The sequence below is a fragment of the Mediterraneibacter faecis genome (genome assembly GCF_055383675.1).
On sequence record NZ_AP043803.1, the window covers coordinates 2,890,581 to 2,911,679 of the forward strand.

The 21,099-nt window shown below is 41.7% G+C and carries 23 protein-coding genes; 7 read left to right on the forward strand and 16 right to left on the reverse strand.

Translation table 11 applies throughout. The annotated features are described in order from the left end of the window. Positions 1-86: 86 nt before the first annotated feature. Genes ACZ47Z_RS13700 through murB form a run of 4 tightly spaced genes read right to left on the reverse strand, consistent with a single transcriptional unit; the run spans position 87 to position 3,095 of the window. Positions 87-341 carry an HPr family phosphocarrier protein gene (locus ACZ47Z_RS13700; RefSeq protein ID WP_015528640.1) on the reverse strand — a complete coding sequence of 85 codons (255 nt, stop codon included), beginning with the start codon at positions 339-341 and terminating at the stop codon, positions 87-89. Continuing rightward, positions 338-1,297 (reverse strand): DNA-binding protein WhiA, encoded by a 960-nt coding sequence (whiA, locus tag ACZ47Z_RS13705; RefSeq protein WP_055147949.1) that lies wholly within the window; start codon positions 1,295-1,297, stop codon positions 338-340. Before whiA ends, ACZ47Z_RS13700 begins: the two co-directional genes overlap by 4 nt. A gap of 12 nt (positions 1,298-1,309) precedes the next feature. After that, positions 1,310-2,188, reverse strand: a complete 879-nt coding sequence (gene rapZ / locus ACZ47Z_RS13710) for an RNase adapter RapZ (RefSeq protein WP_054753081.1) — start codon at positions 2,186-2,188, stop codon at positions 1,310-1,312. Between the two features lies 1 nt (position 2,189). Further along, positions 2,190-3,095 (reverse strand): UDP-N-acetylmuramate dehydrogenase, encoded by a 906-nt coding sequence (gene murB / locus ACZ47Z_RS13715; RefSeq protein ID WP_054753079.1) that lies wholly within the window; start codon positions 3,093-3,095, stop codon positions 2,190-2,192. A gap of 196 nt (positions 3,096-3,291) precedes the next feature. Between murB and ACZ47Z_RS13720 the strand changes: the two genes are divergently transcribed. From ACZ47Z_RS13720 to ACZ47Z_RS13730, 3 genes are all read left to right on the forward strand, one after another. Further along, positions 3,292-4,617, forward strand: coding sequence for an HlyC/CorC family transporter (locus tag ACZ47Z_RS13720; RefSeq protein ID WP_081016886.1), 1,326 nt, complete (start codon positions 3,292-3,294; stop codon positions 4,615-4,617). Positions 4,618-4,726: 109 nt separating this feature from the next. Then, positions 4,727-5,503, forward strand: a complete 777-nt coding sequence (locus ACZ47Z_RS13725) for an N-acetylmuramoyl-L-alanine amidase (RefSeq protein ID WP_117827410.1) — start codon at positions 4,727-4,729, stop codon at positions 5,501-5,503. 153 nt (positions 5,504-5,656) lie between these two features. Then, complete coding sequence (locus tag ACZ47Z_RS13730) at positions 5,657-6,682, forward strand: branched-chain amino acid aminotransferase (protein ID WP_020437239.1); 1,026 nt, start codon at positions 5,657-5,659, stop codon at positions 6,680-6,682. Positions 6,683-6,847: 165 nt separating this feature from the next. On the opposite strand, the gene glmM is transcribed toward ACZ47Z_RS13730, so the two are convergent. Further along, positions 6,848-8,191 (reverse strand): phosphoglucosamine mutase, encoded by a 1,344-nt coding sequence (glmM, locus tag ACZ47Z_RS13735; RefSeq protein WP_055147962.1) that lies wholly within the window; start codon positions 8,189-8,191, stop codon positions 6,848-6,850. 364 nt (positions 8,192-8,555) lie between these two features. On the opposite strand from glmM, the gene ACZ47Z_RS13740 reads away from it, so the two are divergent. Together ACZ47Z_RS13740 and ACZ47Z_RS13745 are read left to right on the forward strand one after the other, a co-directional pair. Beyond that, on the forward strand, positions 8,556-10,202 hold the full coding sequence (locus ACZ47Z_RS13740) for a SulP family inorganic anion transporter (protein ID WP_464525653.1): 1,647 nt from the start codon (positions 8,556-8,558) through the stop codon (positions 10,200-10,202). 17 nt (positions 10,203-10,219) lie between these two features. Then, positions 10,220-11,017 (forward strand): HAD family hydrolase, encoded by a 798-nt coding sequence (locus ACZ47Z_RS13745; RefSeq protein ID WP_464525654.1) that lies wholly within the window; start codon positions 10,220-10,222, stop codon positions 11,015-11,017. Between the two features lie 84 nt (positions 11,018-11,101). Here the strand turns inward: ACZ47Z_RS13745 and ACZ47Z_RS13750 are convergent, their stop codons facing one another. The 6 genes from ACZ47Z_RS13750 to ACZ47Z_RS13775 form a co-directional block, all read right to left on the reverse strand. Continuing rightward, positions 11,102-11,815 carry an acyl-[acyl-carrier-protein] thioesterase gene (locus ACZ47Z_RS13750; RefSeq protein ID WP_464525655.1) on the reverse strand — a complete coding sequence of 238 codons (714 nt, stop codon included), beginning with the start codon at positions 11,813-11,815 and terminating at the stop codon, positions 11,102-11,104. Positions 11,816-11,836: 21 nt separating this feature from the next. Continuing rightward, positions 11,837-12,523 (reverse strand): stage II sporulation protein R, encoded by a 687-nt coding sequence (spoIIR, locus tag ACZ47Z_RS13755; protein WP_464525656.1) that lies wholly within the window; start codon positions 12,521-12,523, stop codon positions 11,837-11,839. A 113-nt stretch (positions 12,524-12,636) separates the two neighbouring features. Next, the gene (locus tag ACZ47Z_RS13760; RefSeq protein WP_237984644.1) at positions 12,637-13,320 is read right to left on the reverse strand and encodes a GntR family transcriptional regulator; all 684 of its coding nucleotides are present in this window, start codon (positions 13,318-13,320) and stop codon (positions 12,637-12,639) included. A gap of 1 nt (position 13,321) precedes the next feature. Further along, on the reverse strand, positions 13,322-14,197 hold the full coding sequence (gene ispE / locus ACZ47Z_RS13765; RefSeq protein ID WP_464525657.1) for a 4-(cytidine 5'-diphospho)-2-C-methyl-D-erythritol kinase: 876 nt from the start codon (positions 14,195-14,197) through the stop codon (positions 13,322-13,324). Positions 14,198-14,273: 76 nt separating this feature from the next. Further along, positions 14,274-15,833, reverse strand: a complete 1,560-nt coding sequence (locus ACZ47Z_RS13770) for a DUF3794 and LysM peptidoglycan-binding domain-containing protein (protein ID WP_464525658.1) — start codon at positions 15,831-15,833, stop codon at positions 14,274-14,276. An 11-nt stretch (positions 15,834-15,844) separates the two neighbouring features. After that, positions 15,845-16,264, reverse strand: coding sequence for a protease complex subunit PrcB family protein (locus tag ACZ47Z_RS13775; protein ID WP_054753068.1), 420 nt, complete (start codon positions 16,262-16,264; stop codon positions 15,845-15,847). 172 nt (positions 16,265-16,436) lie between these two features. Here ACZ47Z_RS13775 and ACZ47Z_RS13780 point away from each other — a divergent pair, with 172 nt between their 5' ends. Next, a complete protein-coding gene (locus ACZ47Z_RS13780) occupies positions 16,437-17,177 on the forward strand; it encodes a lysophospholipid acyltransferase family protein (RefSeq protein ID WP_054753066.1) in 741 nt (246 codons plus the stop codon). An 81-nt stretch (positions 17,178-17,258) separates the two neighbouring features. On the opposite strand, the gene ACZ47Z_RS13785 is transcribed toward ACZ47Z_RS13780, so the two are convergent. The 4 genes from ACZ47Z_RS13785 to ACZ47Z_RS13800 form a co-directional block, all read right to left on the reverse strand. Next, complete coding sequence (locus ACZ47Z_RS13785) at positions 17,259-17,726, reverse strand: S-ribosylhomocysteine lyase (protein WP_054753065.1); 468 nt, start codon at positions 17,724-17,726, stop codon at positions 17,259-17,261. A 99-nt stretch (positions 17,727-17,825) separates the two neighbouring features. After that, entirely contained in the window at positions 17,826-18,818 is a 993-nt protein-coding gene (locus ACZ47Z_RS13790) for an aldo/keto reductase (RefSeq protein WP_464525659.1), read from the reverse strand. Between the two features lie 96 nt (positions 18,819-18,914). Next, entirely contained in the window at positions 18,915-19,070 is a 156-nt protein-coding gene (locus ACZ47Z_RS13795) for a rubredoxin (protein ID WP_054753061.1), read from the reverse strand. A gap of 94 nt (positions 19,071-19,164) precedes the next feature. After that, positions 19,165-19,785: a flavin reductase gene (locus ACZ47Z_RS13800; RefSeq protein WP_054753059.1), complete on the reverse strand. Its 621-nt coding sequence runs from the start codon at positions 19,783-19,785 to the stop codon at positions 19,165-19,167. A gap of 227 nt (positions 19,786-20,012) precedes the next feature. Between ACZ47Z_RS13800 and ACZ47Z_RS13805 the strand changes: the two genes are divergently transcribed. Further along, positions 20,013-20,759, forward strand: coding sequence for an SIR2 family NAD-dependent protein deacylase (locus ACZ47Z_RS13805; RefSeq protein WP_054753057.1), 747 nt, complete (start codon positions 20,013-20,015; stop codon positions 20,757-20,759). Positions 20,760-20,805: 46 nt separating this feature from the next. Here ACZ47Z_RS13805 and ACZ47Z_RS13810 read toward each other — a convergent pair whose 3' ends face one another. Beyond that, positions 20,806-21,072: a helix-turn-helix domain-containing protein gene (locus ACZ47Z_RS13810; protein ID WP_054753144.1), complete on the reverse strand. Its 267-nt coding sequence runs from the start codon at positions 21,070-21,072 to the stop codon at positions 20,806-20,808. Positions 21,073-21,099: the final 27 nt, after the last annotated feature.

Genomic DNA, 21,099 nt, shown 5'->3' on the forward strand with positions numbered 1-21,099 from the left:
TACTCCTCTTCAAAGTACAGCCCCTCTATATTCATTTGTAATCACATAGTTATCTCTCTGTGACTTCAATTACCATCTTATTGTTATTATACGTTAGCAAAAAATGTCTTAATGCCTTCCGCTGCTTTCTGCTCGTCCTCGCCGTCTGTCACAACAGTAATCTCCTCGCCTCCGATCAGATTCAGACTCATCATACCCATAATACTCTTTGCATTGATGTTCTTCTCGGCTACCTGAATGTACACTTTGCTCGCATACTGGCTGGCTTCCTGTACGAGAAGGGCGATCGGCCGTCCATCAAACCCTGGGTCCGCTTTCACTACAACAGATGTCTTAATCATAATAATCCTCCTTGTTCTTGCCGAACTTTGTCTGCCATCTCACTCAGCTTACGCAGTCTGTGGTTGATACCCGATTTTCCAACCGGAGGATTCAGGGATTCTCCCAGTTCCTTCAATGTTGCTTCCGGATGCTCGAGGCGGGCAAGAGCGGCCTCGACTAATCCTTTCGGTATATTCTCAAATCCTATCTGATCTCTCAAATATGTAATATCTTCCAGCTGTTTCACTGCTGCTGATACTGTCTTATTAATATTGGCAGTTTCACAATTCACTTTTCTGTTCACAGAATTTCTCATCTCCTTGAGAATTCTTACATTCTCAAGTTCCATTAATGAGACATGTGCCTCCATGATATTCAGAATATCTACTATCTGTGCTCCTTCTTTCAGGTAAACAACATACGACTTTTTTCTGAGCACGATCTTTGCGTCCATAGAAAAACTGCAGATCAGATCACAGATCTGATGTGCCATCTCTTCTGTGGAACAGACAATCTCAAAATGATATGCCTTGTTCGGATCACTCATAGATCCGGACGCCTGAAACGTTCCGCGGAGAAATGCTCTTCGACAACAAACCTGTTGGACAATCATCGGATTCACGGCATGCAACTCTTCCGCATTCTCCTGCTGTTCCCCTATCATCTTCGTAGCCTGTAAGATACGTATCGCATCTTCATGCTTTTTTACGATAACAGAATAGGTCTCTGTCTGCTTCTTTATATTTCTCCGAACGGAAATATCACTCCTTATATTAAATGTTTTTTCTATTAATGTAAAGACCTTTCTTGCAACTAAAATGTTTTCTGTACGAATCTTGATACTGCACCGGTCAAAACTATTGATTACAACCGTCCCGCACATGCCAATAAAAGCCGTCAGTTCCGCAATCTGGCAATGTCTGGCTGAACTGATGTTCCTTGCAAGCTCTTCCTTCACTTTTCCAGAAAATGACATATTTTCCACCTTTTACTTTCTCTTTGTGATACTATCCTTCCCGATATCACGATGTTCAATACGGACGCCATAACTTTCCTCTGTCTCAAGCGTGTGATATAACGCATTTGCCAGCGTTACAGATCTATGCTTTCCGCCGGTACATCCAATTGCGATCACAAGCTGGTTTTTTCCCTCCAAAATATAATTTGGAATCAGAAATTCAACCATGTCTTTTAATTTTTCAAGGAAAATCGGTCCCTTGTCATTCTGCATGACATAATCCTGGACTTCCGGATCATTTCCTGTTTTTTCTTTCAATGCATCAATATAGTACGGATTCGGAAGAAAACGCACATCGAATACAAGGTCTGCGTCCTGCGGAATTCCGTATTTAAAACCAAAGGACATTACTGTGATATAGAGATTGCAAAAACTCTCACCTTTCACAAAAATCTTCTCAAGTTCAATCTTCAGTTCTCTTGTCAGCATCTTACTTGTATCAAGAATATACGTTGCCTTCATTTTCAAAAATGCGGTCTTCTCACGTTCTTTCGCAATACCGGTATCCACACGTCCCGACCCGCTCAGAGGGTGCTGTCTTCTCGTTTCTTTGTATCGCTTTACAAGTACAGAATCCTTTGCGTCCAGAAACAGAATCTCATATTTGATCCCCTTTTCGTCCATTTGCTCAAGGTCTTTCTCTAATCCAGAAATATCCTGTCCGCTTCGCACATCGACTCCCAATGCCACTTTCTTCATTGAAGTTTCTGAATTCTCAATCATCTGCACAAATCCAGGAAACATTGAGATTGGCAGATTGTCCACACAGAAATATCCCATATCCTCAAGCATCTTAAGTGCTGTTGATTTTCCCGCTCCTGACATCCCTGTTACGATAACAAAACGCATATCAAAACTCTCCTATTCTTCTTACTTCCGCTTCCAGACGGACTCCTGAATTTTCTTCCACTTTATCTTCTACCTGACGCATCAGTTCCATAACCTCTGCTGCGCTTGCATTCCCTCTGTTGATCACGAAACCGCAATGCTTTTCAGATACCTGTGCATCTCCGACCCTGAATCCGCGAAGTCCTGCATCTTCAATCAGTTTTCCTGCGAAATATCCTTCCGGACGCTTAAATGTACTTCCTGCACTTGCATACTCTAATGGCTGCTTTGTCACTCTTTTTTCTTTCAGATCATCCATCACTTCTTTGATCTTCTCCGGATTTCCTTTTTCAAGAGAAATCACTGCTTCAAGAACAATATAATTCTTCTGTTCTACCACGCTTGTCCGATAAGCAAGCCCCATCTCTTCTACCGGGATCGTGAGAAATTCTCCATCTGCTGTCATCACTTCCACACTCTCAAGTACCTGCTTCATCTCTCCACCGTATGCACCCGCATTCATACGGACGGCTCCGCCTAATGTTCCCGGAATCCCTGCTGCAAATTCAAAACCGGTTAATGAATCAGCCAGTGCAGCCGCCGCAATCTTCGACAGAAGTGCGCCTGCTCCGGCATAAATCTTATTCTCTTCTACCCTGATCTGATTCATTTTCTTAAAAATCTGAAGAATTACACCACGATATCCCTTATCTCCAACAAGAAGATTACTTCCGTTTCCGATCACGGAATATGGGATTTCCTCTTTTTTGCATAACTCAACGATTGCCTGGATCTCTTCCTTTGATTCAGGTGTCACGAAATAATCTGCCGGACCACCAATACGAAATGTTGTATGTTTCTTCATCGGCTCATCTTTCATTACATTTTCCTGTTTTGTAATAGTGCACAATCTATTGTACAATTCCATATCTATACTCCGTTTCTTCTATATAATAGTATTAAATATTCTTATCAGTCATCAACATCATACACCACCCACTTCATAAAGTAAAGTATATTGCCTTGCCAAACACTAATAAACCATGTATAATGAATGCGTATATCTAAAATTAACCAAGCCTCTTTGGAGGCACATTTTTTAATCAAAGGAGTGAATATTTAAAGTGGACGCAGGTGACACGTACCTATTAATTATACTGTTAATTTTACTATTGTTTTCATCATTTTTTTCATCAACCGAGACTGCGCTGATGTCAGTGAATAAAATTAAACTCCGCTCTCTCGCAGACGGTGGGAACAAGCGGGCAGCTTTGGCTCTTGATATCACAGAGAATCACACAGCGAAGATGCTCAGTGCGATCCTGATTGGTAATAACATTGTGAATGTTTCAGCATCTTCTCTTGCTACAACCCTTGCCTATTCATTTGGTGGATACATGGTCAGCATTGCTACACTGATTCTGACAGTGGCAATCCTTGTATTTGGAGAAATTACACCGAAGAATTATGCAACGATCAACGCTGAGAAGCTTACCCTTCGCTATATTCCGGTCATCAAGTTTTTCATGACGGTCATGACTCCTGTCATTTTCATCATTAACTTGTTTTCCCGCGGAATCATGCTGATCCTTCGCGTAGATCCGGATGCGGCGAATAAAGCTATGACAGAAGAAGAACTTCGTACCATTGTGGATGTCAGCCATGAAGATGGTGTAATCGAGTCTGATGAAAAAGAGATGATCTACAACGTATTCGATCTCGGCGATGCCAAGGCGAAAGACATTATGGTTCCTCGCGTACATGTTACATTTGCTGATGTCAATAGTACCTTCGATGAATTGATTGATATTTTCCGTGAAGACAAATTCACAAGACTTCCTGTTTACGAAGAGACACAGGATAATGTTGTCGGTATTATTAACATGAAGGATCTGCTTCTTTACGATCATGATACACCGTTCAATATCCGGGATTTCTTAAGAAAACCTCATTTCACTTATGAGTTCAAAGATATCTCTGAACTTCTTGTAGAGATGAGAGATTCTACTTTTAATATTGCAATTGTTCTGGATGAGTACGGTGAGATGGCAGGACTCATCACTTTGGAAGATATTCTGGAAGAGATTGTCGGTGAGATTCATGATGAATATGATGAGAATGAAGATGAACTGATCAAAGAGATTTCTGATCATGAATATATTATCGAAGGCTCCATGAGTCTTGATGATGTGAACGATCACTTACATACAGAACTTAACTCTGAAGATTATGATTCTCTTGGAGGACTGATCATCGAACATCTGGACCGTTTACCTCAGATGGGTGATGAAGTTGTCACTGAAGATGGAATTCGTCTGGTGGTCGAGAAGTTGGATAAGAACCGCGTAGAAACGGTACATGTTTATCTTCCTGAAAGAGCAGATACAGAGGAAGAAGCGGATGAAGAGAATTCAGATCCTTCTGAAACTGACAAACACTCACATGAATAGAACTTTTTAAAATGTCGGCTGCATTATCGCAGCCGGCATTTTTTGACGTTTCACAGGCAATGCACGCTTTCATATAATATATAGAAGCACAAAATAATGAGGTGATTATATGTCTTATTCTATCATGCTTGATGCAGGTCATGGCGGTCGTGATCCCGGGGCTGTCTATAACGGCCGACGGGAAAAGGATGACACTTTATCTTTAACACTTGCCATTGGAGAACTGCTGCAGGAACATGGAATTGATGTACTCTATACACGTACAACAGACATTTATGAATCTCCATATCAGAAAGCATTGGAAGCAAATGCAGCCGGTGCAGACTTCTTTCTGTCTATTCACCGTAATTCTTATCCGACAGATAATACCGTATCCGGCGTAGAATCTCTAGTTTACAACAAATCCGGTCTGAAGTACACAATGGCTCAAAATATTAATGAGGGATTGGAAGCTCTCGGTTTCATCAATCTCGGCGTAAAAGAGCGCCCCGGTCTGGTCGTTCTGCGCCGTACACAGATGCCGGCGGTTCTGGTAGAGGTCGGATTTATCAACTCTGACACTGATAACCGGCTCTTTGATGATAACTTTGATGATATTGCGCTTGCGATTGCTGAGGGAATCCTTGATACATTAGAAGAAAGCGGAGAAATCAGCAGTGATTCTTCTCTCCCTCACTATGCAGTGCAGACCGGGGCTTTCCGCAGTGAACGATATGCACGACGGCTCCTGAATGAATTAACCGAAATGAATTTTCCTGCTGTTTTGACAGAAGGGGATGGTTTATTCCGGGTAACGGTCGGAGAATATGATACGCTTGACGAAGCTGTAAAAATGGAACGCCGGTTGAAGCGTGCCGGATATCAGACAGTTATTGTAACTATTTAGTTGCAGGATTTAGATTCTGACTATTACATGTCCGTAAAAACATTTTCAAAAAACAGAGCGCACTCTTGATTTTTTCAATTGACGGTATTATAATAGCGTTAATTAGAAATCATACGGTCTTTCGCCGCATAAAGGAATGGAGGATTTACTACAATGGAGAAAAAAAACATTGACTGGGAAAATATCGGATTCGGATATATCCCTACAGATAAGCGTTTTGTAGCTAATTATAAAGATGGAGCATGGGATGAAGGTGGTCTCACAGAAGATCCTAACATCGTCATGAATGAATGTGCCGGAGTTCTTCAGTATGCACAGACAGTATTTGAAGGAATGAAGGCTTACACAACAGAGGATGGACACATTGTCACTTTCCGTCCGGACCTCAATGCGAAGCGTATGGTCGACTCAGCGAAACGTCTTGAGATGCCGCCTTTCCCGGAAGATAAATTCGTTGATGCTATTGTTCAGACAGTAAAGGCAAATGAAGCTTACGTTCCACCTTACGGAACAGGAGCAACACTTTATATCAGACCTTATATGTTCGGAATCAATCCTGTAATTGGTGTAAAACCGGCTACTGACTATCAGTTCCGTGTATTTGCCACTCCGGTTGGACCGTACTTCAAGGGCGGCGTGAAACCACTGACACTGTGCGTATCAGACTTTGACCGCGCCGCACCGCATGGAACAGGACACATCAAAGCCGGACTGAACTATGCAATGAGCCTTCACGCAATTGTTACAGCTCACGCAAATGGTTTTGATGAAAATATGTACCTTGACTCCGCTACAAGAACAAAAGTTGAGGAAACAGGTGGAGCAAACTTCCTGTTCGTAACAAAAGATAACACTGTAGTTACACCACACTCCACAACAATTCTTCCGTCTATCACAAGACGTTCTCTGATGTATGTTGCTGAACATTATCTCGGACTGAAAGTAGAAGAAAGAGATGTTTACTTTGATGAAGTAAAAGACTTCGCTGAATGTGGTCTGTGCGGAACAGCCGCTGTTATCTCACCGGTTGGTAAGATTGTCAACCACGGAGAAGAAATCTGCTTCCCAAGTGGAATGGAACAGATGGGACCTACAATCGCAAAACTTCGCGATACACTGACAGGTATCCAGATGGGACGTATCGAAGCACCGGAAGGATGGCTGAAATATATCGACTGATTTTAAATCAGATAAGAATTTTCGATCAGATATTGAAAGAAGGGATTCATTTTTCGAAATGTTTCTCTTCTTTTTTAGTGAAAAAGGACATCCTGCAGAGATTTACTCCCGCAAGATGTCCTTTTCATAGCTGTTATCCAGCAACCCTGTTCCATTCTTAATTATTTACTCGCAAAGTCCTTCGCTTTCAATTACTTTCACTACGCTGTCTACATACTTCTCACAGATCTCGTCAGAAGCTGCTTCTACCATAACACGGATTACCGGCTCTGTTCCACTCTCGCGAACAAGGATACGTCCGTCTGTTCCAAGTTCTTCAGCTGTTTTCTCTACTGCCGCCTGAACTGCTGCGTTATCCAGTGCTGTCTTCTTATCCTTTACACGAACATTCTTCAGAAGCTGTGGGAAGATCTTCACTTCATCTGCAAGTGTTCCAAGTGTCTGCTTCTTCTCAATGATTGCTTCCATAACCATAAGAGATGTCAGGATACCGTCACCTGTACGTGCATGTTTGCTGAAGATGATATGTCCGGACTGCTCTCCTCCAAGAACATATCCGTTCTTAAGCATGTTCTCGTAAACGTACTTGTCACCAACTGCTGTCTGCTCATACTTCATACCAATCTTATCACAAGCTTTATAAAGTCCAAGGTTAGACATGATTGTTGTAACAACTGTATTGTCTTTCAGTTTTCCCTGCTCCATGAGATATTTACCACATACATACATAATGCGGTCTCCATCTACAACATTTCCATTCTCATCAACTGCGATACATCTGTCAGCATCTCCGTCATAAGCAAATCCGATATCCAGATGTTTCTCTTTTACATACTCCTGCAGAACTTCGATATGTGTAGAACCACAGTTTGTATTAATATTCACACCATTTGGCTCATTGTTGATTACATAAGTCTTTGCTCCAAGTGCATCAAATACACTCTTTGCAACGCTTGACGCACTACCATTCGCACAGTCAAGTCCGACTCTCATATCCTTGAAAGAACGTGTTGCGAGAGAAATCAGATGACCGATATAACGGTTTCTTCCTGCTGCATAGTCAACTGTGCGGCCAATGCTCTCTTTTGTTGCCAGCGGGATCTCATCAATCTCCCCATCAATATAAGCCTCGATCTTCGCCTCAACCTCAGCCTCCATCTTATGACCTTCGCTGTTGATTACCTTGATACCATTATCATAGTATGGATTGTGGCTCGCTGAAATCATAAGTCCACAGTCAAAATCTTCTGTTCTTACTACATATGAAACACTTGGTGTTGTTGTCACATGAAGAAGGTAAGCGTCAGCTCCTGATGCTGTCAGTCCTGCAGCAAGTGCATACTCAAACATGTAGCTGCTTCTTCTTGTGTCTTTTCCAATCACGATTCTGGCCTTGTGGTCCTGTCCGAAATACCATCCAAGATAACGTCCTACTTTAAATGCATGCTCTACTGTAAGAACTACATTCGCCTCACCACGGAAACCATCTGTTCCAAAATATTTTCCCATAATAATCTTCCTTTTCTTTCTTGTGATATCTCTTTTATTATCAGATCTATTCACAAATTTGCTACCGTAAAACATATTTTCATTATATAAAACATGCTTTACAAGTTATTCCTATTATATTACCTTTATAAATCAGATACAAGCTTTTTTCTCTTAACATTACTCGTTACTGTTCACACGATGTGCGACCAGCAACGCATCCTCCGTGTCAATCAGCGAAGTGATTGACACGGGAGTGAACAGTAACCCTTCTTCATGTCTTTAAAAACATACACGGTTTCCTCTTCTCAGTGTCCCTTTTTCTATGCTATACTTGAAAGGTTATGTTTTATAGTTGTCACAAAAGAAAGGATTGATCTATCAAATGAATTCATTGAAGCCGATGTTACTTACATCATTAAAGAGCTACAATCGTTCTCAGTTCATCAAAGACGTAACTGCCGGAATCATTGTAGCAATTATTGCATTGCCGCTGTCAATCGCACTGGCACTTGCATCCGGTGTAGGACCGGAAGCTGGTATCTTCACTGCGATCGTTGCCGGATTTGTCATCTCTGCACTCGGCGGAAGCAGTGTACAGATTGCCGGACCAACGGCTGCATTCGCAACAATTGTCGCCGGCATTGTTGCCAAAGACGGAATGGATGGACTTGTCATTGCAACAATCCTCGCCGGTATCTTTCTGGTTCTGATGGGACTGTGCCATTTCGGAAGTCTGATCAAATTTATCCCATTTACGATCACAACCGGATTCACTTCCGGAATTGCTGTAACAATTGTAATCGGACAGCTGAAAGATTTCTTCGGACTTACCTATCCGGATGGGGTAAAACCGATCGAGACAACAGAGAAATTCCGTGCTGTTGTTGAAAACTTCTCTACGATTAATATTGATGCACTGATCGTCGGTGCAGTAAGTCTTGCTGTTCTGATCATTGCACCATACATCTTTAAAAGAATCCCTGGATCTTTGATCGCAGTTATCGTTGGAATCCTGATGGTTCAGTTCCTGCCGTTAAAAGTTTCTACAATTGGAAATCTTTATACGATCAGCAACGCTCTCCCATCCTTCCATCTTCCGGCTGTATCACTTGAAGTTGTTCAAAATGCTCTTCCGAACGCATTTACGATTGCTGTTCTCGCAGCGATTGAATCTCTGCTTTCCTGTGTTGTCGCAGACGGAATGATCAACGGCAAACACCGTTCCGACATGGAACTTGTAGCCCAGGGAGCCGGCAACATTGCTTCTGCTCTTTTCGGTGGAATCCCTGCGACAGGAGCGATTGCAAGAACTGCTGCAAATATTAAAAACGGAGGACGTACTCCGATTGCCGGAATCGTTCATTCCATTACACTGGTCATTGTGCTTGTCGTACTGATGCCATATGCCGGAATGATTCCAATGCCAACAATCGCAGCAATCCTGTTTATCGTTGCATACAATATGTGCCAGTGGCATACCTTTGTAAAACTGGTTAAGACTGCTCCAAAGAGTGATATCATTGTACTTTTTGCTTCATTTATCCTGACAGTACTCTTCGACCTGGTCGTAGCGATCGAGATTGGTATGGTTCTTGCCTGCCTGCTCTTTATCAAGCGTATGAGCGAAGAGACACACGTCAACAGCTGGACTTATGTGGATGATGACACCCCGGATGTCGATGAACACCTTCAGAAACTTCCACTTCAGATCCGTGTCTATGAGATCTCAGGGCCTCTGTTCTTCGGAGCAGCAAGTGCGATCGAACACATTGTCGTAAAAGATTTTACTACCTGCCTCGTTCTTCGTATGCGAAGCGTTCCTGCGTTGGACAGTACTGCTATGAATGCTTTGGTTGATCTGGTAGAAGTCTGTGAGTCAAAGGGAATTACGGTTGTCTTCTCCCACGTCAACGAACAGCCAATGAAAGTTATGGAGAAAGCCGGATTCACAGAACTGGTTGGAAAAGAGAACTTCCAGCCGAATATCAGCGCTGCACTGAAACGTGCTGAAGAAGTTATTGCAGAATAATCAGGAGGATTTTACATATGATCAAATTAATCGCAAGCGACCTTGATGGTACGCTTCTTCATAACGGAGCACAGAAACTGACTCCTCGTGCCATAGAACTGATCCATGAACTGACACAGAAAGGGGTTCACTTTGTTGCTGCAAGCGGACGCCAGTATGATAATGAGCGCAGACTGTTTTCTGAGATTAAGGACGAGATTTCCTATATTGGAGAAAATGGTTCCATCTGTATTCATCAGGGAAAGGTAATCTCTCGCGGAATAATTGCAGATGACCTTGCCTGCCGCATTATAGATGAAGTGAAAAAATCACCGAATTTTGATATTCTCATTTCCAGAGAAGATGCCTGTCTGATCGAAGATAATCATGAAGCTTTTGTAAATCATATTGTAAATGTCATGCAGAACACAACAAAAATCATAGATGACCTGAGTAAAATCGAAGGTCCGTTTCTCAAGATTGCAATCTGTAATATGATTGATGACACAAAAGTAATCATGCAATATTTAGAACACTTACAGGAAATGTTCGGTGCAGAGATTAAGGTTGTTACTTCTGGAAATATCTGGATTGACTTCATTGCTCCGGGAACAAATAAAGGTGCTGCTCTTTCTAACCTGATGAAATTATTCCATGTAAAACCAGAAGAATGTATGGCATTCGGAGATCAGCAGAATGATCTGGAAATGCTTGAACTGGTCGGTCACAGCTACGCAATGTCTAACAGTGCACCTGGTGTATCCTACTATGCAGATGAAGTAACTGACTCTGTTGAGGATGTTCTGGAAGATGTCCTGGCAAGTCTTGATAAGTAAATATCACCTGCAAACGTTGCTTGTTCGCAACAAAAAGCTCCCGAATGTTCACAGAAATTTCTGTAGGAACATCCGGGAGTCTTTCTATTCTATCTCTTCTTTAAATTCCAGAACTGCATATGGTTTTGCCTGTTCGTCACAGAGTTCCACAACAATCCTGTCTGCTTCTTCACTCAGCTTCGGATAGATCATATCTCCCAGTACAGCTGCCTTTTTATACTCTACACGCAACTGTGCAATCTGAAGATCATCCGGAAGAAATTCCAATGCCATCTGCACATACTGACAGTTGTTCACATGCTCATTTGTGTCAATATGATGCTTTCTGACCGGAAATGCTTCCAGATCATCTGTCTCTTCCGGAAGTCGGATTTTTCTTCCTTCATATGGTATATCAAGTGGTTCTTCTACTCCATACAACTGAACATCCTTTGGCTGCGGCCTGGTTGGTCTTCCTGTCTCTGTATCAATAAATGCCCAGACTGAATTCGCACAGGCGAGATATTTTCCATCTGCATCTTTCATATAAAAGTTTCTGTTTCCAAACAATCCCTTGAATTCTGTTGCAAATGTTCCGATTGTAATTTTCTCCCCAAGCTCCGGTTTCCGATTCAGGATCACCTGCCAGTAAGATAAAATCCACGCTCTTTTCTCTTCCTTCAGAACCGTTGTACCAATTCCAAGATCCTCCGACTGGAAGGTACTGCAATCCTGAAAATAATTGATCAACGCCGGAACGGTCATCGTACCGTGGTGATCCACCTCGCTGTAACGTACTCTGCTGTCAAATTCATACATTTTCTTAACCTCTTTTATTTCTTATTTCCAAAAATACCAGCCAATCTTAAACTTTGTATTTGCTGTCACTTTGGAATATTCTTCTTCCGTCAGTACCTGTTTCAATTGTTTCTTTCCTTTATCAGGAACCACCGCATTCGTTGTATCCAGAAAGCAGAGATTCGGATAAAGCACGCACCACCAGTTATGTCCCTCTGCACTCCCCAGTTCCACCCGCAGTGCCTGATAATTTCCCGCCGGAAATGTCATATCACCGTAAGTCCTGTCAGGAAAATAACAGGTTGTCACAGCCACATTCACACTCTGATCTTCTCCTGCCGCCGCAACTGTCTTTTCTCCGATTGCACGGATCTCATCTGTATGTGTACGTGCCCACTGCACAGTCTGCTTAAGACATTGTTTCTCTTCCGGTTCTTCTGACAATTCTTCTTTCATATAATCCAATACTGCATCTCTTACCTGCAATTTCAGATTCTGGTCTTTTTCGCTATCACTATTCGCTAACACATGGAAGCGAAACACTTCCTGCGCCAGGTGCTTCTGTGTTTCTTCCTGTGCATATAATTCTTGTTTTGTATATATCATTCCTGTGAAAAAAGCAGCGATCAGAAGCCCCACTGCCACTGAAAAAATCACTGCTCTTCCCGGCAGTTTTTCTTCTCGGACAGACTTCAGCTTTCTTCTGAGCAATGCAAACCGTTTCTTCATAATACCATCCTCCATCTATGATAAATCAATTCTGTTCATACATGGAGTCTTTCCACAAAAATGAATTCCATACATATAGAATAAAGAATGTGCCGAGACACATTCTTTATTTTTTAAGCATTTTCTTCTTTCTCACGGATCGTGCCAACAACCGTTTCTGCCTGGTTCTTAATATGTTGGCTTGTAAACTTTGTAGCCAGCTCTTTATCATGTCCGGCAATCGCATCAATAATTGTCTGATGCTCATTCAACAGCTGTGGGTAGCATTCTTTCTTCTTTAGATATTCAATTCTGTATCTGTACATCTGTTCGCGCAGATTATTCAGAAGCTGGATCAGTCTGCGGTTGTCTGTTGCAGCGTAGATAATATCATGAAATGCAACGTCTGCCTGTGCGATCTGTGTAATATCATCACTGTTGAGAATAGACTCAAACGTTTCCGCTGCTGCACGAAGCTCGCACACTCCTTCTTCATCCATTCTGTCACATGCAAGCTGTACCGCAAGCTCTTCTAACGCACAGCGCACTTCCAGCACATCTCTTAGATTCTTCTCTGTGATCTCTGCAACTTCCGCACCTTTTCTCGGAATCATAAGGACAAGACCTTCCAGCTCCAGCTTGCGGATTGCTTCACGGATCGGGGTTCTGCTCACTCCGAGTTTATTCGCCAGCTGAATCTCCATCAGGCGCTCTCCCGGTTTCAGTTCTCCGCGCAGGATCGCCTGTCTCAATGTATTAAATACCACATCTCTCAGAGGCAGATACTCGTTCATTGTTACTTCAAAATCAGTTCCCATTTTACTTCCTCCTAACGTTGTGTATATTCGTTACGTATGCCTGTCTTGTCAGACCTTTGTCCCGAATCATCTTCTGTGCTTCTCTTGCTGATGCCCGGTTTTCAAACAGACCAAACACAGTTGGTCCACTTCCGCTCATCATTGCCCCGATTGCTCCGCAATCCTGCATCACCTGCTTGATATCCGCGATCACCGGATGCATCGGTATTGTCACATCCTCTAACACATTCCCCATAGAATCTGCAACCTTGTGAAGATCTCCCTTCTGAAGTCCTTCCAGAATTCCGTCAATATCCGGATGCTCGACAATCTCTTTGGAGTCCAGTGCTTCATACACCATCTTCGTTGAAACACTGATCGGAGGCTTGGCGATCAGTACCGTACATTTCGGCATTGCCGGAAGAACGCTTAACTCTTCTCCGATTCCTTCTGCCAGAACAGTTCCGCGCATAATACAATACGGAACATCTGCTCCAAGCTTCACTCCACGTTCCATCAGCTGCTGCTGCGTCAGGTGCAGCCCAAACAACCGGTTCATTCCAAAAAGAACGGCTGCCGCATTTGAGCTTCCTCCTGCAAGACCGGCAGCTACCGGAATGTGCTTATTCAACGTGATCTGAACCCCTTCTTTCAGATCAAATTCATCCATCAGAAGCTGCGCTGCTTTATAAGCAATATTGCCATCCCCGGTTGGAAGAAACTTCAGATTTGTTGTCAGTGTAATTCCGGGCTCTTTTTTCTTTGCAATCTTCACTTCATCATACAGATAGATAGACTGCATGACCATTCTGACATCATGGTATCCATTCTCGCGTCTTCCAAGCACATCCAGGCCTAAATTAATCTTGGCAAGTGCTTTTAATTCAATTTGATTCATCCTGTGTACCTCCATCGCTGTTTTCTAAAGAACCAGATGTGAAAATTTACACAAATGTATCTTGTATACATAGTACTTACAGTATACTCATATTTTCTTTAAAAATCAACAATTTATCCCCTATTTTCACATTTTCATTTTCCAATTCGTTTACATTCATAATCCCCTCAACTGTAGTCATATACTGTTTTGCCAACTCCCAGAGATCTTCTTTCTCCTGCACAATATGACCAACGATTCCCGGCCTCTTATCCATCTGTTCAAGATCCAGCGGTTTCTCCAGGACAGATACGATTGTCTGAAGTTCTACCTCCCGCCGTAAGAATGCATCAAATGCAAGAATTGCTCTCACTTCTACAGCCTCACTGCCTGCCATAGACACCTGGATCTGATCTACATGGTGACTCATCGTACAACGTACATTTTCCGGAAGATCGGAACATTCGATCAGATGTTGGAATGGTATCATCCCCTGCCAGCTTCCATATGGTCTTGCATCATCTCCTCTCAGGTAGAGAAAGCTAAGATGCAGGATTCCTTCTATTTGGATTCCTTCTTCTCTATACTCCGTATGCTCTATCTGGATTTCCCCTCTGCTGCAGAGTACTTGAAGTACATCATCTTTTAATTCTGGAAGTGAAAGCCGTTCCGTTAGTTTATATCTGGATTGGTTCTGCATTAAAAGCTCTTCAAAAACCGTCTCCTGTTTTTCCGGAATACACTGCTCTTGCAAAGAGTAAATATCTTCTAACAACTCCATCTCCTGCTCTTCGTAAAAGTTCATCCGCAGCAGTAATGTCCCTTCAATCCCAAGGATCCGCATCTCGCCGTCCTCATCCATGCGGATATCAACCAGTGTATCCTCCAGCGTATGTTCCACAGAATAGAACATTCCTTCTGTCAGGCCATTGCAAAGAAGTTTTCCTTCATATGGAATCACCTGGCTGACCCAGTCTGCCTTCAATTCTTCTGACAGATAGAGACAGAACACCTGCAGTTCTCCTCTGACTGTCACCTCATCTGTCCCCGGGCGTAATTCTAACTTTCTACCGTGCACTTCGGATAACAGAATCTGGCTGATACTCTCCTTCGTTCCCGGTAATGTAATCTCTTCTTTTATTCTATAAGTGTCTTTTTTTGTGTCTGACAATCCAAGCAGACGAAACTTTTTCATTTTTTTATAAACTGCATGCTCGCTTTCCACATCTTCCGTGACTTCTTCACTTATCATCTGGGTTCTTCCAATTTCAAGCTCTGTCAGCAGATGCAGACTCAGCTTTCTGGAATGCACCATTGATACACTGAACTCTGTTCTGAGATTTTTCAGGAAATATTCTTCCTCTCCCGGTTGTTCTACATATACCATCTCTTCGAATGGAAGCTTTCCTTCTAAAACTGCCGGTTGCGGATCCAAAGAGGCTGTCATGTACAAAATCTTAAATTGAGCTTTTCCACTGATTTTCAGATAATTTTCTACAAGCTTCATATCTTCAGTCTTCACACAGACTGTCCCTTCAATTACATTTCCCACATCCTCCTTCGCATCCGGAACGTTATAGTCTTCGTCCAGCTGAAACTGATCGTAAATACATTTTCCCTCATGCATCAGGCGTATCGCTCTCTTCACAATTTCCATCCTGCTCCTCCTCAATCAAACATAACCTCTTTTTCTGTTTCACTGATTTCCACGACTATGTATGGAAATGTCGTGATTTCTTTCGTCTCTTCACCAGTTGCCGGTCCCATCAGACTTGTATGCAAACAAACTGCATGCTCCGTTTCATAAAGTTCCTTTACCTCAATCGTATATCCTGTTGTCGGACATGCACCGTATCCTTCTGCAAGATATGTCTTTCCCTGATCCGAGTAGACAAAATGAAATGCTTTCTTTTTTAACTGACCGAGCACTTCTGTCATCTCCTCCGGAAGATGCTCCTGGTCGATCAGAATATATTCCAGATCTTTTCGTTTTTGCTCTTTCTCAATCCTGGTAATACATCCGCTTATAAAAAAGCAGACACACAGTAGAAACACAGTTAAAATGCCCTTTTGTTTTTTATTTTTCATTACAATATTCCAGATACTGTAAACAGTAACGCCATCCGGATTTTTTATTTCCCTTCAATCTATGCATCAGTTGTATTTTTTATGCTGCTACGGTATAATAAAGCTACATGCGCCAGTAGTTATTTTATATTATGGCGACTCTATTATTCTTAAGATAAAGAAAGGATATTATATGTTTCGATTTATTTTTGTTGCAATTTTTCTAATTCTTTACCTGATTCTTTCTATTCCTGTTTTCTTTGTGGAATGGCTGATCGGTAAATTCAACCCACATGCGCGTGACATCAGTTCTCTGCGTATTGTCCAGTGGGGATTTAAAGTGATTTTGAAAATGACCGGTGTGAAAGTTACCGTGATCGGTGAAGAGAATATACCGGATGAACCTGTTCTCTTTATCGGAAACCACCGCAGTTTCTTTGACATTCTGCTTACCTACAACAGATGCAAGAACCTGACCGGCTATATTGCGAAAAAAGAAATGGAAAAAGTTCCTCTTCTTTCCACCTGGATGCGTTTCGTCTATTGTCTCTTCCTTGACCGCGAGAATCCAAAGGAAGGACTGAAAACAATCCTGCAGGCAATTGATTATGTGAAGAAGGGTATTTCTATCTGTATCTTCCCTGAGGGAACCCGCAATAAAGGCGAAGAATTAACTATGCTTCCGTTCAAAGAAGGTGCTTTCAAGATTGCCACAAAGACCGGATGTCCAATCGTACCGATTTCCATGAATAATACTGCTGAGATTTTCGAGAATCATTTTCCAAAGATTAAGAAAACACATGTTATTCTTGAATACGGTACTCCGATCTATCCAAATGAACTGGATAAGGATGTAAAGAAACATATCGGAAGTTATGTGCAGAATATCATGGACGAGACGATTCATAAAAATGCTGCACTCATTAACAATTAGAATTGCTTTCTCTAAAGCAAGGACAGGTGATTGGTCTTACAAACCAGTCACCTGTCCTTTTTTCAATGTTTTAATTTTTCTTTACTCCGGATATACCAGATGACGGTCATTCACCAGTGCATCCTTGTATTTCTTAATGTAATACTTCGCCATGTCCAGATTCTGCTCCTGATAGTTGCCACACTGTTCCGGTGCAGCTCCCGGAATCTCTCCTTCAAATCCGATAATGAAATCACACATCTCAAGAACCAGATCAAGAACATCCTCTGAATCCAGATTACCGAACATTACAAGATAACATCCTGTTCTGCAGCCCATTGGTCCAAAGTAGATCACGTCATCCTTCTTCTCACTGTTGCGGAGAAATGTCGCTGCCAGATGTTCGATCGTATGAAGTGCCGGAGTGTCAACTACCGGTTCTCTGTTCGGTGCTGTGATTCTCAAGTCAAATGTCGTTGTCACACAGTCTCCTTTGGCATCTCTTCTGGAAACATACAGACCCGGCATCAGATCCAGGTGATTGATTGTAAAGCTTGCTATTCTATCCATAGTAAAATCTCCTCTTTCAACTTTCATTTTTATCCAGTATAACACAGATTAGAAGTGACAACTAGATTAAAACAAGTACATGATGAACAAACTTACTGCTTAGTCCAGCGACAGTTCATCAATCTTGCGGATCTCCTCTTCTGTAAAGTCTGTATTCTGTATTGCCTTGATATTATCCAATACCTGTTCCGGTTTTGATGCACCTACAAGAACGCTTGTTACAATACCATCCTTCAAGATCCAGCTCAATGCCATCTCTGCCAATGTCTGACCTCTTCCGGCTGCCAGTCCGTTCAGTTCTCTGATCTTCACAAGTTTTTCCTCTGTCAAAGCAGATTTCTTCAGGAAACGACCGTCCGTCATAATTCTGCTGTCTTCCGGGATTCCTTTCAGATAACGGTCGGTGAGAAGTCCTTGCGCCAGCGGACTGAATGCAATAATTCCCTTCTCCAGCTTCTTCGCAGTGTCTTTCAAACCATTTTTCTCAATTGTTCTGTCAAAGATAGAATATCTGTTCTGATTGATCACAAATGGGCACTTCAAATCTCTTAAAATTGCTTCTGCCTTTTCCAATGTTGGACCATCATAATTTGAGAGACCCACATAAAGTGCTTTTCCTGACTGAACTGCACTTGCAAGTGCACCCATTGTCTCTTCCAACGGAGTCTCCGGATCCATCCGGTGATGGTAGAAAATGTCCACATAATCAAGCCCCATGCGCTTCAGGCTCTGATCCAGACTGGAAAGAAGATATTTTCTACTTCCCCAGTTTCCATAAGGACCCTCCCACATATCAAATCCAGCCTTTGTACTGATCAGAAGTTCATCTCTGTACATACCAAGTTCTTCTTTCAGAATCTTGCCAAAATTCTTCTCCGCACTTCCGTAAGCCGGTCCGTAATTATTTGCCAGATCGAAGTGTACGATTCCATTATCAAATGCTGTGAAAAGGATTTCCTTCATATTCTCATAGACGCCTGTATCTCCAAAATTATGCCACAATCCAAGTGAAATTGCCGGGAGCTTTAATCCACTCTTTCCGCAACGTACATAAGCCATTTTCTCATATCTGTCATTTGCTGCCTGATACATGTTTCTCTTCCTCTCTTTCGTAACGTAAAACAGGTGATAAAATAGTTCTGTATCTATTCTACCACCTGTTTTCATTATTTTAAATAAAATTTCTCTTTACTCCTCAGAGAACTGATCCTTTCCTGCTGCGCACAGCGGACATTCAAAATCTTCCGGTACATCTTCCCACTTTGTTCCAGGTGCAATGCCGCCTTCCGGATATCCCTGCTCCTCATCATATTCCCATCCGCATAAATCACATACATATTTCATAATTTCATATCTCCTTTTCTTTTCATCTTCATTTTATAATTATTCCTGATCTCACATCTGTTCACTACATGATGAGATCAATGAATCATTACCATTAGTTTTCAAAAATTGGTTCAAAATCGCTGACATCATGTCCGCAGATTGGACAGATATAATCCGCCGGAAGTTCACTGCCTTCATATACATAATTACAGATCTTGCATCTCCAACCAACGATCTTCTTATCCTGAGGTATCTCTTTCTTCTTTGGTTTTACACGATTCTGGTAATCTGCATAAGTAAGCGGTGCATTCTCATTCAACAGTTTTGCATCTGTTACTTCTGCAATAAACAGAGTATGTGTACCAAGATCCTGCTGTTCCAGAACCTTACCACTGATTACAGCACATGCCTGATATCCCATATATGGTATATCATTCTGATCAACCGGAAGCGTCAGATCTTTCATCTTATCCACATCTCTTCCTGACTGGAATCCGAAATGCTTAATTGTCTCAAAGGAACACTGTACATCCAACAGACTCAATGCAAAGAGTCCGCTTTCTTTGATTAGATCACAAGTATAATTACTGTTCAAAACAGATATCGCAATTCGAATCGGGTCGTTTGCTACCTGCATACATGTGTTCGTAATACAGCCATTTACTTTCTCGCCGGAACGTGTGGATAACATAAATACTCCGTAAGACAAATTATAAAGTGCTTTCTTCTCCATCTGATTACCTCCTTATTTATCTTAATAATAATTACTATTATCATATTTTTACTATAGCTTACTTCTCTATTATTGTCAACAGTGAATTCATCTTTTATTAAAATATCTTTGAATTTTCTCCGTTTTATTATAAGTTTTCAGACAATTTATTTCTATCTATGTTATAATATTTTTATAAGTAACACTTCAACAAACGCTAGCAACATTTTGTAAAGGCAGGGATGATTATGAATTTAAACTATCTTGAAGAAACAATTAGAACATCTAAGTATCTTGTTTGTCTCGCCGGAATGGAATTTATGAGAGAGCAAAATGTCGCATATCATCGAGACAGCGACGAATCATATCGGATTGAAGAAAAGTATGGCTACTCTCCGGAAGAATTATTCAGTGCCCGTATGTTTAACACACATGCAGAATTATTCTATGAATATTATAAAAATGAAATTCTTTCCAAACATCTGGAGGCAGGAAAGGGAAATGAAGCACTTGCAAAATTAGAAGAGGCAGGATATTTAAAGACAATCATCACAAAAGGCATCTATAATATGCCTCAGAAAGCCGGCTGCAAAAATGTGATCAATATATATGGAAATATTTATGAAAATAATGCGTGTCCACGTTGCGGAAAGATTTTCCCGATTGAATATATCAAAAACAATGATAAAGTTCCTCTTTGTGATGTATGTAAATCGACTGTGATTCATCCCGGAGTTTATTTACATGGTGAAATGCTTAGTAATACGGTCATCAGCCATGCTGTGGAAGAAGTCGCTAAAGCTGATACAATTCTCGTTCTCGGAATGAACCTGAATTCCAGCTTATGCAAAGATATGCTTCCACATTTCACAGGCAAAGATTTGATCGTGATCCATAAGGAAGCACATTATCTGGATGAAAAAGCAACCGCAGCTTATCATGAAGCAGTCAGTGAGATTCTTCCAAAGGTTATGGAAAGTATATTGAAGGAATAATGCTTGAAAAAGAGGCTGCACATGAGAGACAGCCTCTTTTCACCTTCTACTCTTCACCATATCCCAGAATCTCTTTAATCTCCGGAATTGTCTTCTTCTGTTCTCTTAACCGACGAATCTGCGCAATCCTTTCTAAGCTCTCAACTCTGCGGTATCTTCTGGTCAGATTCTCTTCTGCCTGCTCGAACGGCAGCATTCCTTCCTCTGTATAAAACTTCAAAGTACTGTAGCGCACTGCTGTAAGCCGCACAAGCTCTCCGATCGTCACATATTCTGCCTGCTCTATTACTTCCATGCATCTCTGTCTTGACATCTGCTCACCTTTTCTACCGTCCACATA

Bases quoted from the DNA above. Each gene is read 5' to 3' on its own strand.
- ACZ47Z_RS13700 (WP_015528640.1), bottom strand. From the start codon at position 341: ATGATTAAGACATCTGTTGTAGTGAAAGCGGACCCAGGGTTTGATGGA.
- whiA (WP_055147949.1), bottom strand. From the start codon at position 1,297: ATGTCATTTTCTGGAAAAGTGAAGGAAGAGCTTGCAAGGAACATCAGT.
- rapZ (WP_054753081.1), bottom strand. From the start codon at position 2,188: ATGCGTTTTGTTATCGTAACAGGGATGTCAGGAGCGGGAAAATCAACA.
- murB (WP_054753079.1), bottom strand. From the start codon at position 3,095: ATGGAATTGTACAATAGATTGTGCACTATTACAAAACAGGAAAATGTA.
- ACZ47Z_RS13725 (WP_117827410.1), top strand. From the start codon at position 4,727: ATGTCTTATTCTATCATGCTTGATGCAGGTCATGGCGGTCGTGATCCC.
- ACZ47Z_RS13730 (WP_020437239.1), top strand. From the start codon at position 5,657: ATGGAGAAAAAAAACATTGACTGGGAAAATATCGGATTCGGATATATC.
- glmM (WP_055147962.1), bottom strand. From the start codon at position 8,191: ATGGGAAAATATTTTGGAACAGATGGTTTCCGTGGTGAGGCGAATGTA.
- ACZ47Z_RS13740 (WP_464525653.1), top strand. From the start codon at position 8,556: ATGAATTCATTGAAGCCGATGTTACTTACATCATTAAAGAGCTACAAT.
- ACZ47Z_RS13745 (WP_464525654.1), top strand. From the start codon at position 10,220: ATGATCAAATTAATCGCAAGCGACCTTGATGGTACGCTTCTTCATAAC.
- ACZ47Z_RS13750 (WP_464525655.1), bottom strand. From the start codon at position 11,815: ATGTATGAATTTGACAGCAGAGTACGTTACAGCGAGGTGGATCACCAC.
- spoIIR (WP_464525656.1), bottom strand. From the start codon at position 12,523: ATGAAGAAACGGTTTGCATTGCTCAGAAGAAAGCTGAAGTCTGTCCGA.
- ACZ47Z_RS13760 (WP_237984644.1), bottom strand. From the start codon at position 13,320: ATGGGAACTGATTTTGAAGTAACAATGAACGAGTATCTGCCTCTGAGA.
- ispE (WP_464525657.1), bottom strand. From the start codon at position 14,197: ATGAATCAAATTGAATTAAAAGCACTTGCCAAGATTAATTTAGGCCTG.
- ACZ47Z_RS13770 (WP_464525658.1), bottom strand. From the start codon at position 15,833: ATGGAAATTGTGAAGAGAGCGATACGCCTGATGCATGAGGGAAAATGT.
- ACZ47Z_RS13775 (WP_054753068.1), bottom strand. From the start codon at position 16,264: ATGAAAAATAAAAAACAAAAGGGCATTTTAACTGTGTTTCTACTGTGT.
- ACZ47Z_RS13780 (WP_054753066.1), top strand. From the start codon at position 16,437: ATGTTTCGATTTATTTTTGTTGCAATTTTTCTAATTCTTTACCTGATT.
- ACZ47Z_RS13785 (WP_054753065.1), bottom strand. From the start codon at position 17,726: ATGGATAGAATAGCAAGCTTTACAATCAATCACCTGGATCTGATGCCG.
- ACZ47Z_RS13790 (WP_464525659.1), bottom strand. From the start codon at position 18,818: ATGTATCAGGCAGCAAATGACAGATATGAGAAAATGGCTTATGTACGT.
- ACZ47Z_RS13795 (WP_054753061.1), bottom strand. From the start codon at position 19,070: ATGAAATATGTATGTGATTTATGCGGATGGGAATATGATGAGGAGCAG.
- ACZ47Z_RS13800 (WP_054753059.1), bottom strand. From the start codon at position 19,785: ATGGAGAAGAAAGCACTTTATAATTTGTCTTACGGAGTATTTATGTTA.
- ACZ47Z_RS13805 (WP_054753057.1), top strand. From the start codon at position 20,013: ATGAATTTAAACTATCTTGAAGAAACAATTAGAACATCTAAGTATCTT.
- ACZ47Z_RS13810 (WP_054753144.1), bottom strand. From the start codon at position 21,072: ATGTCAAGACAGAGATGCATGGAAGTAATAGAGCAGGCAGAATATGTG.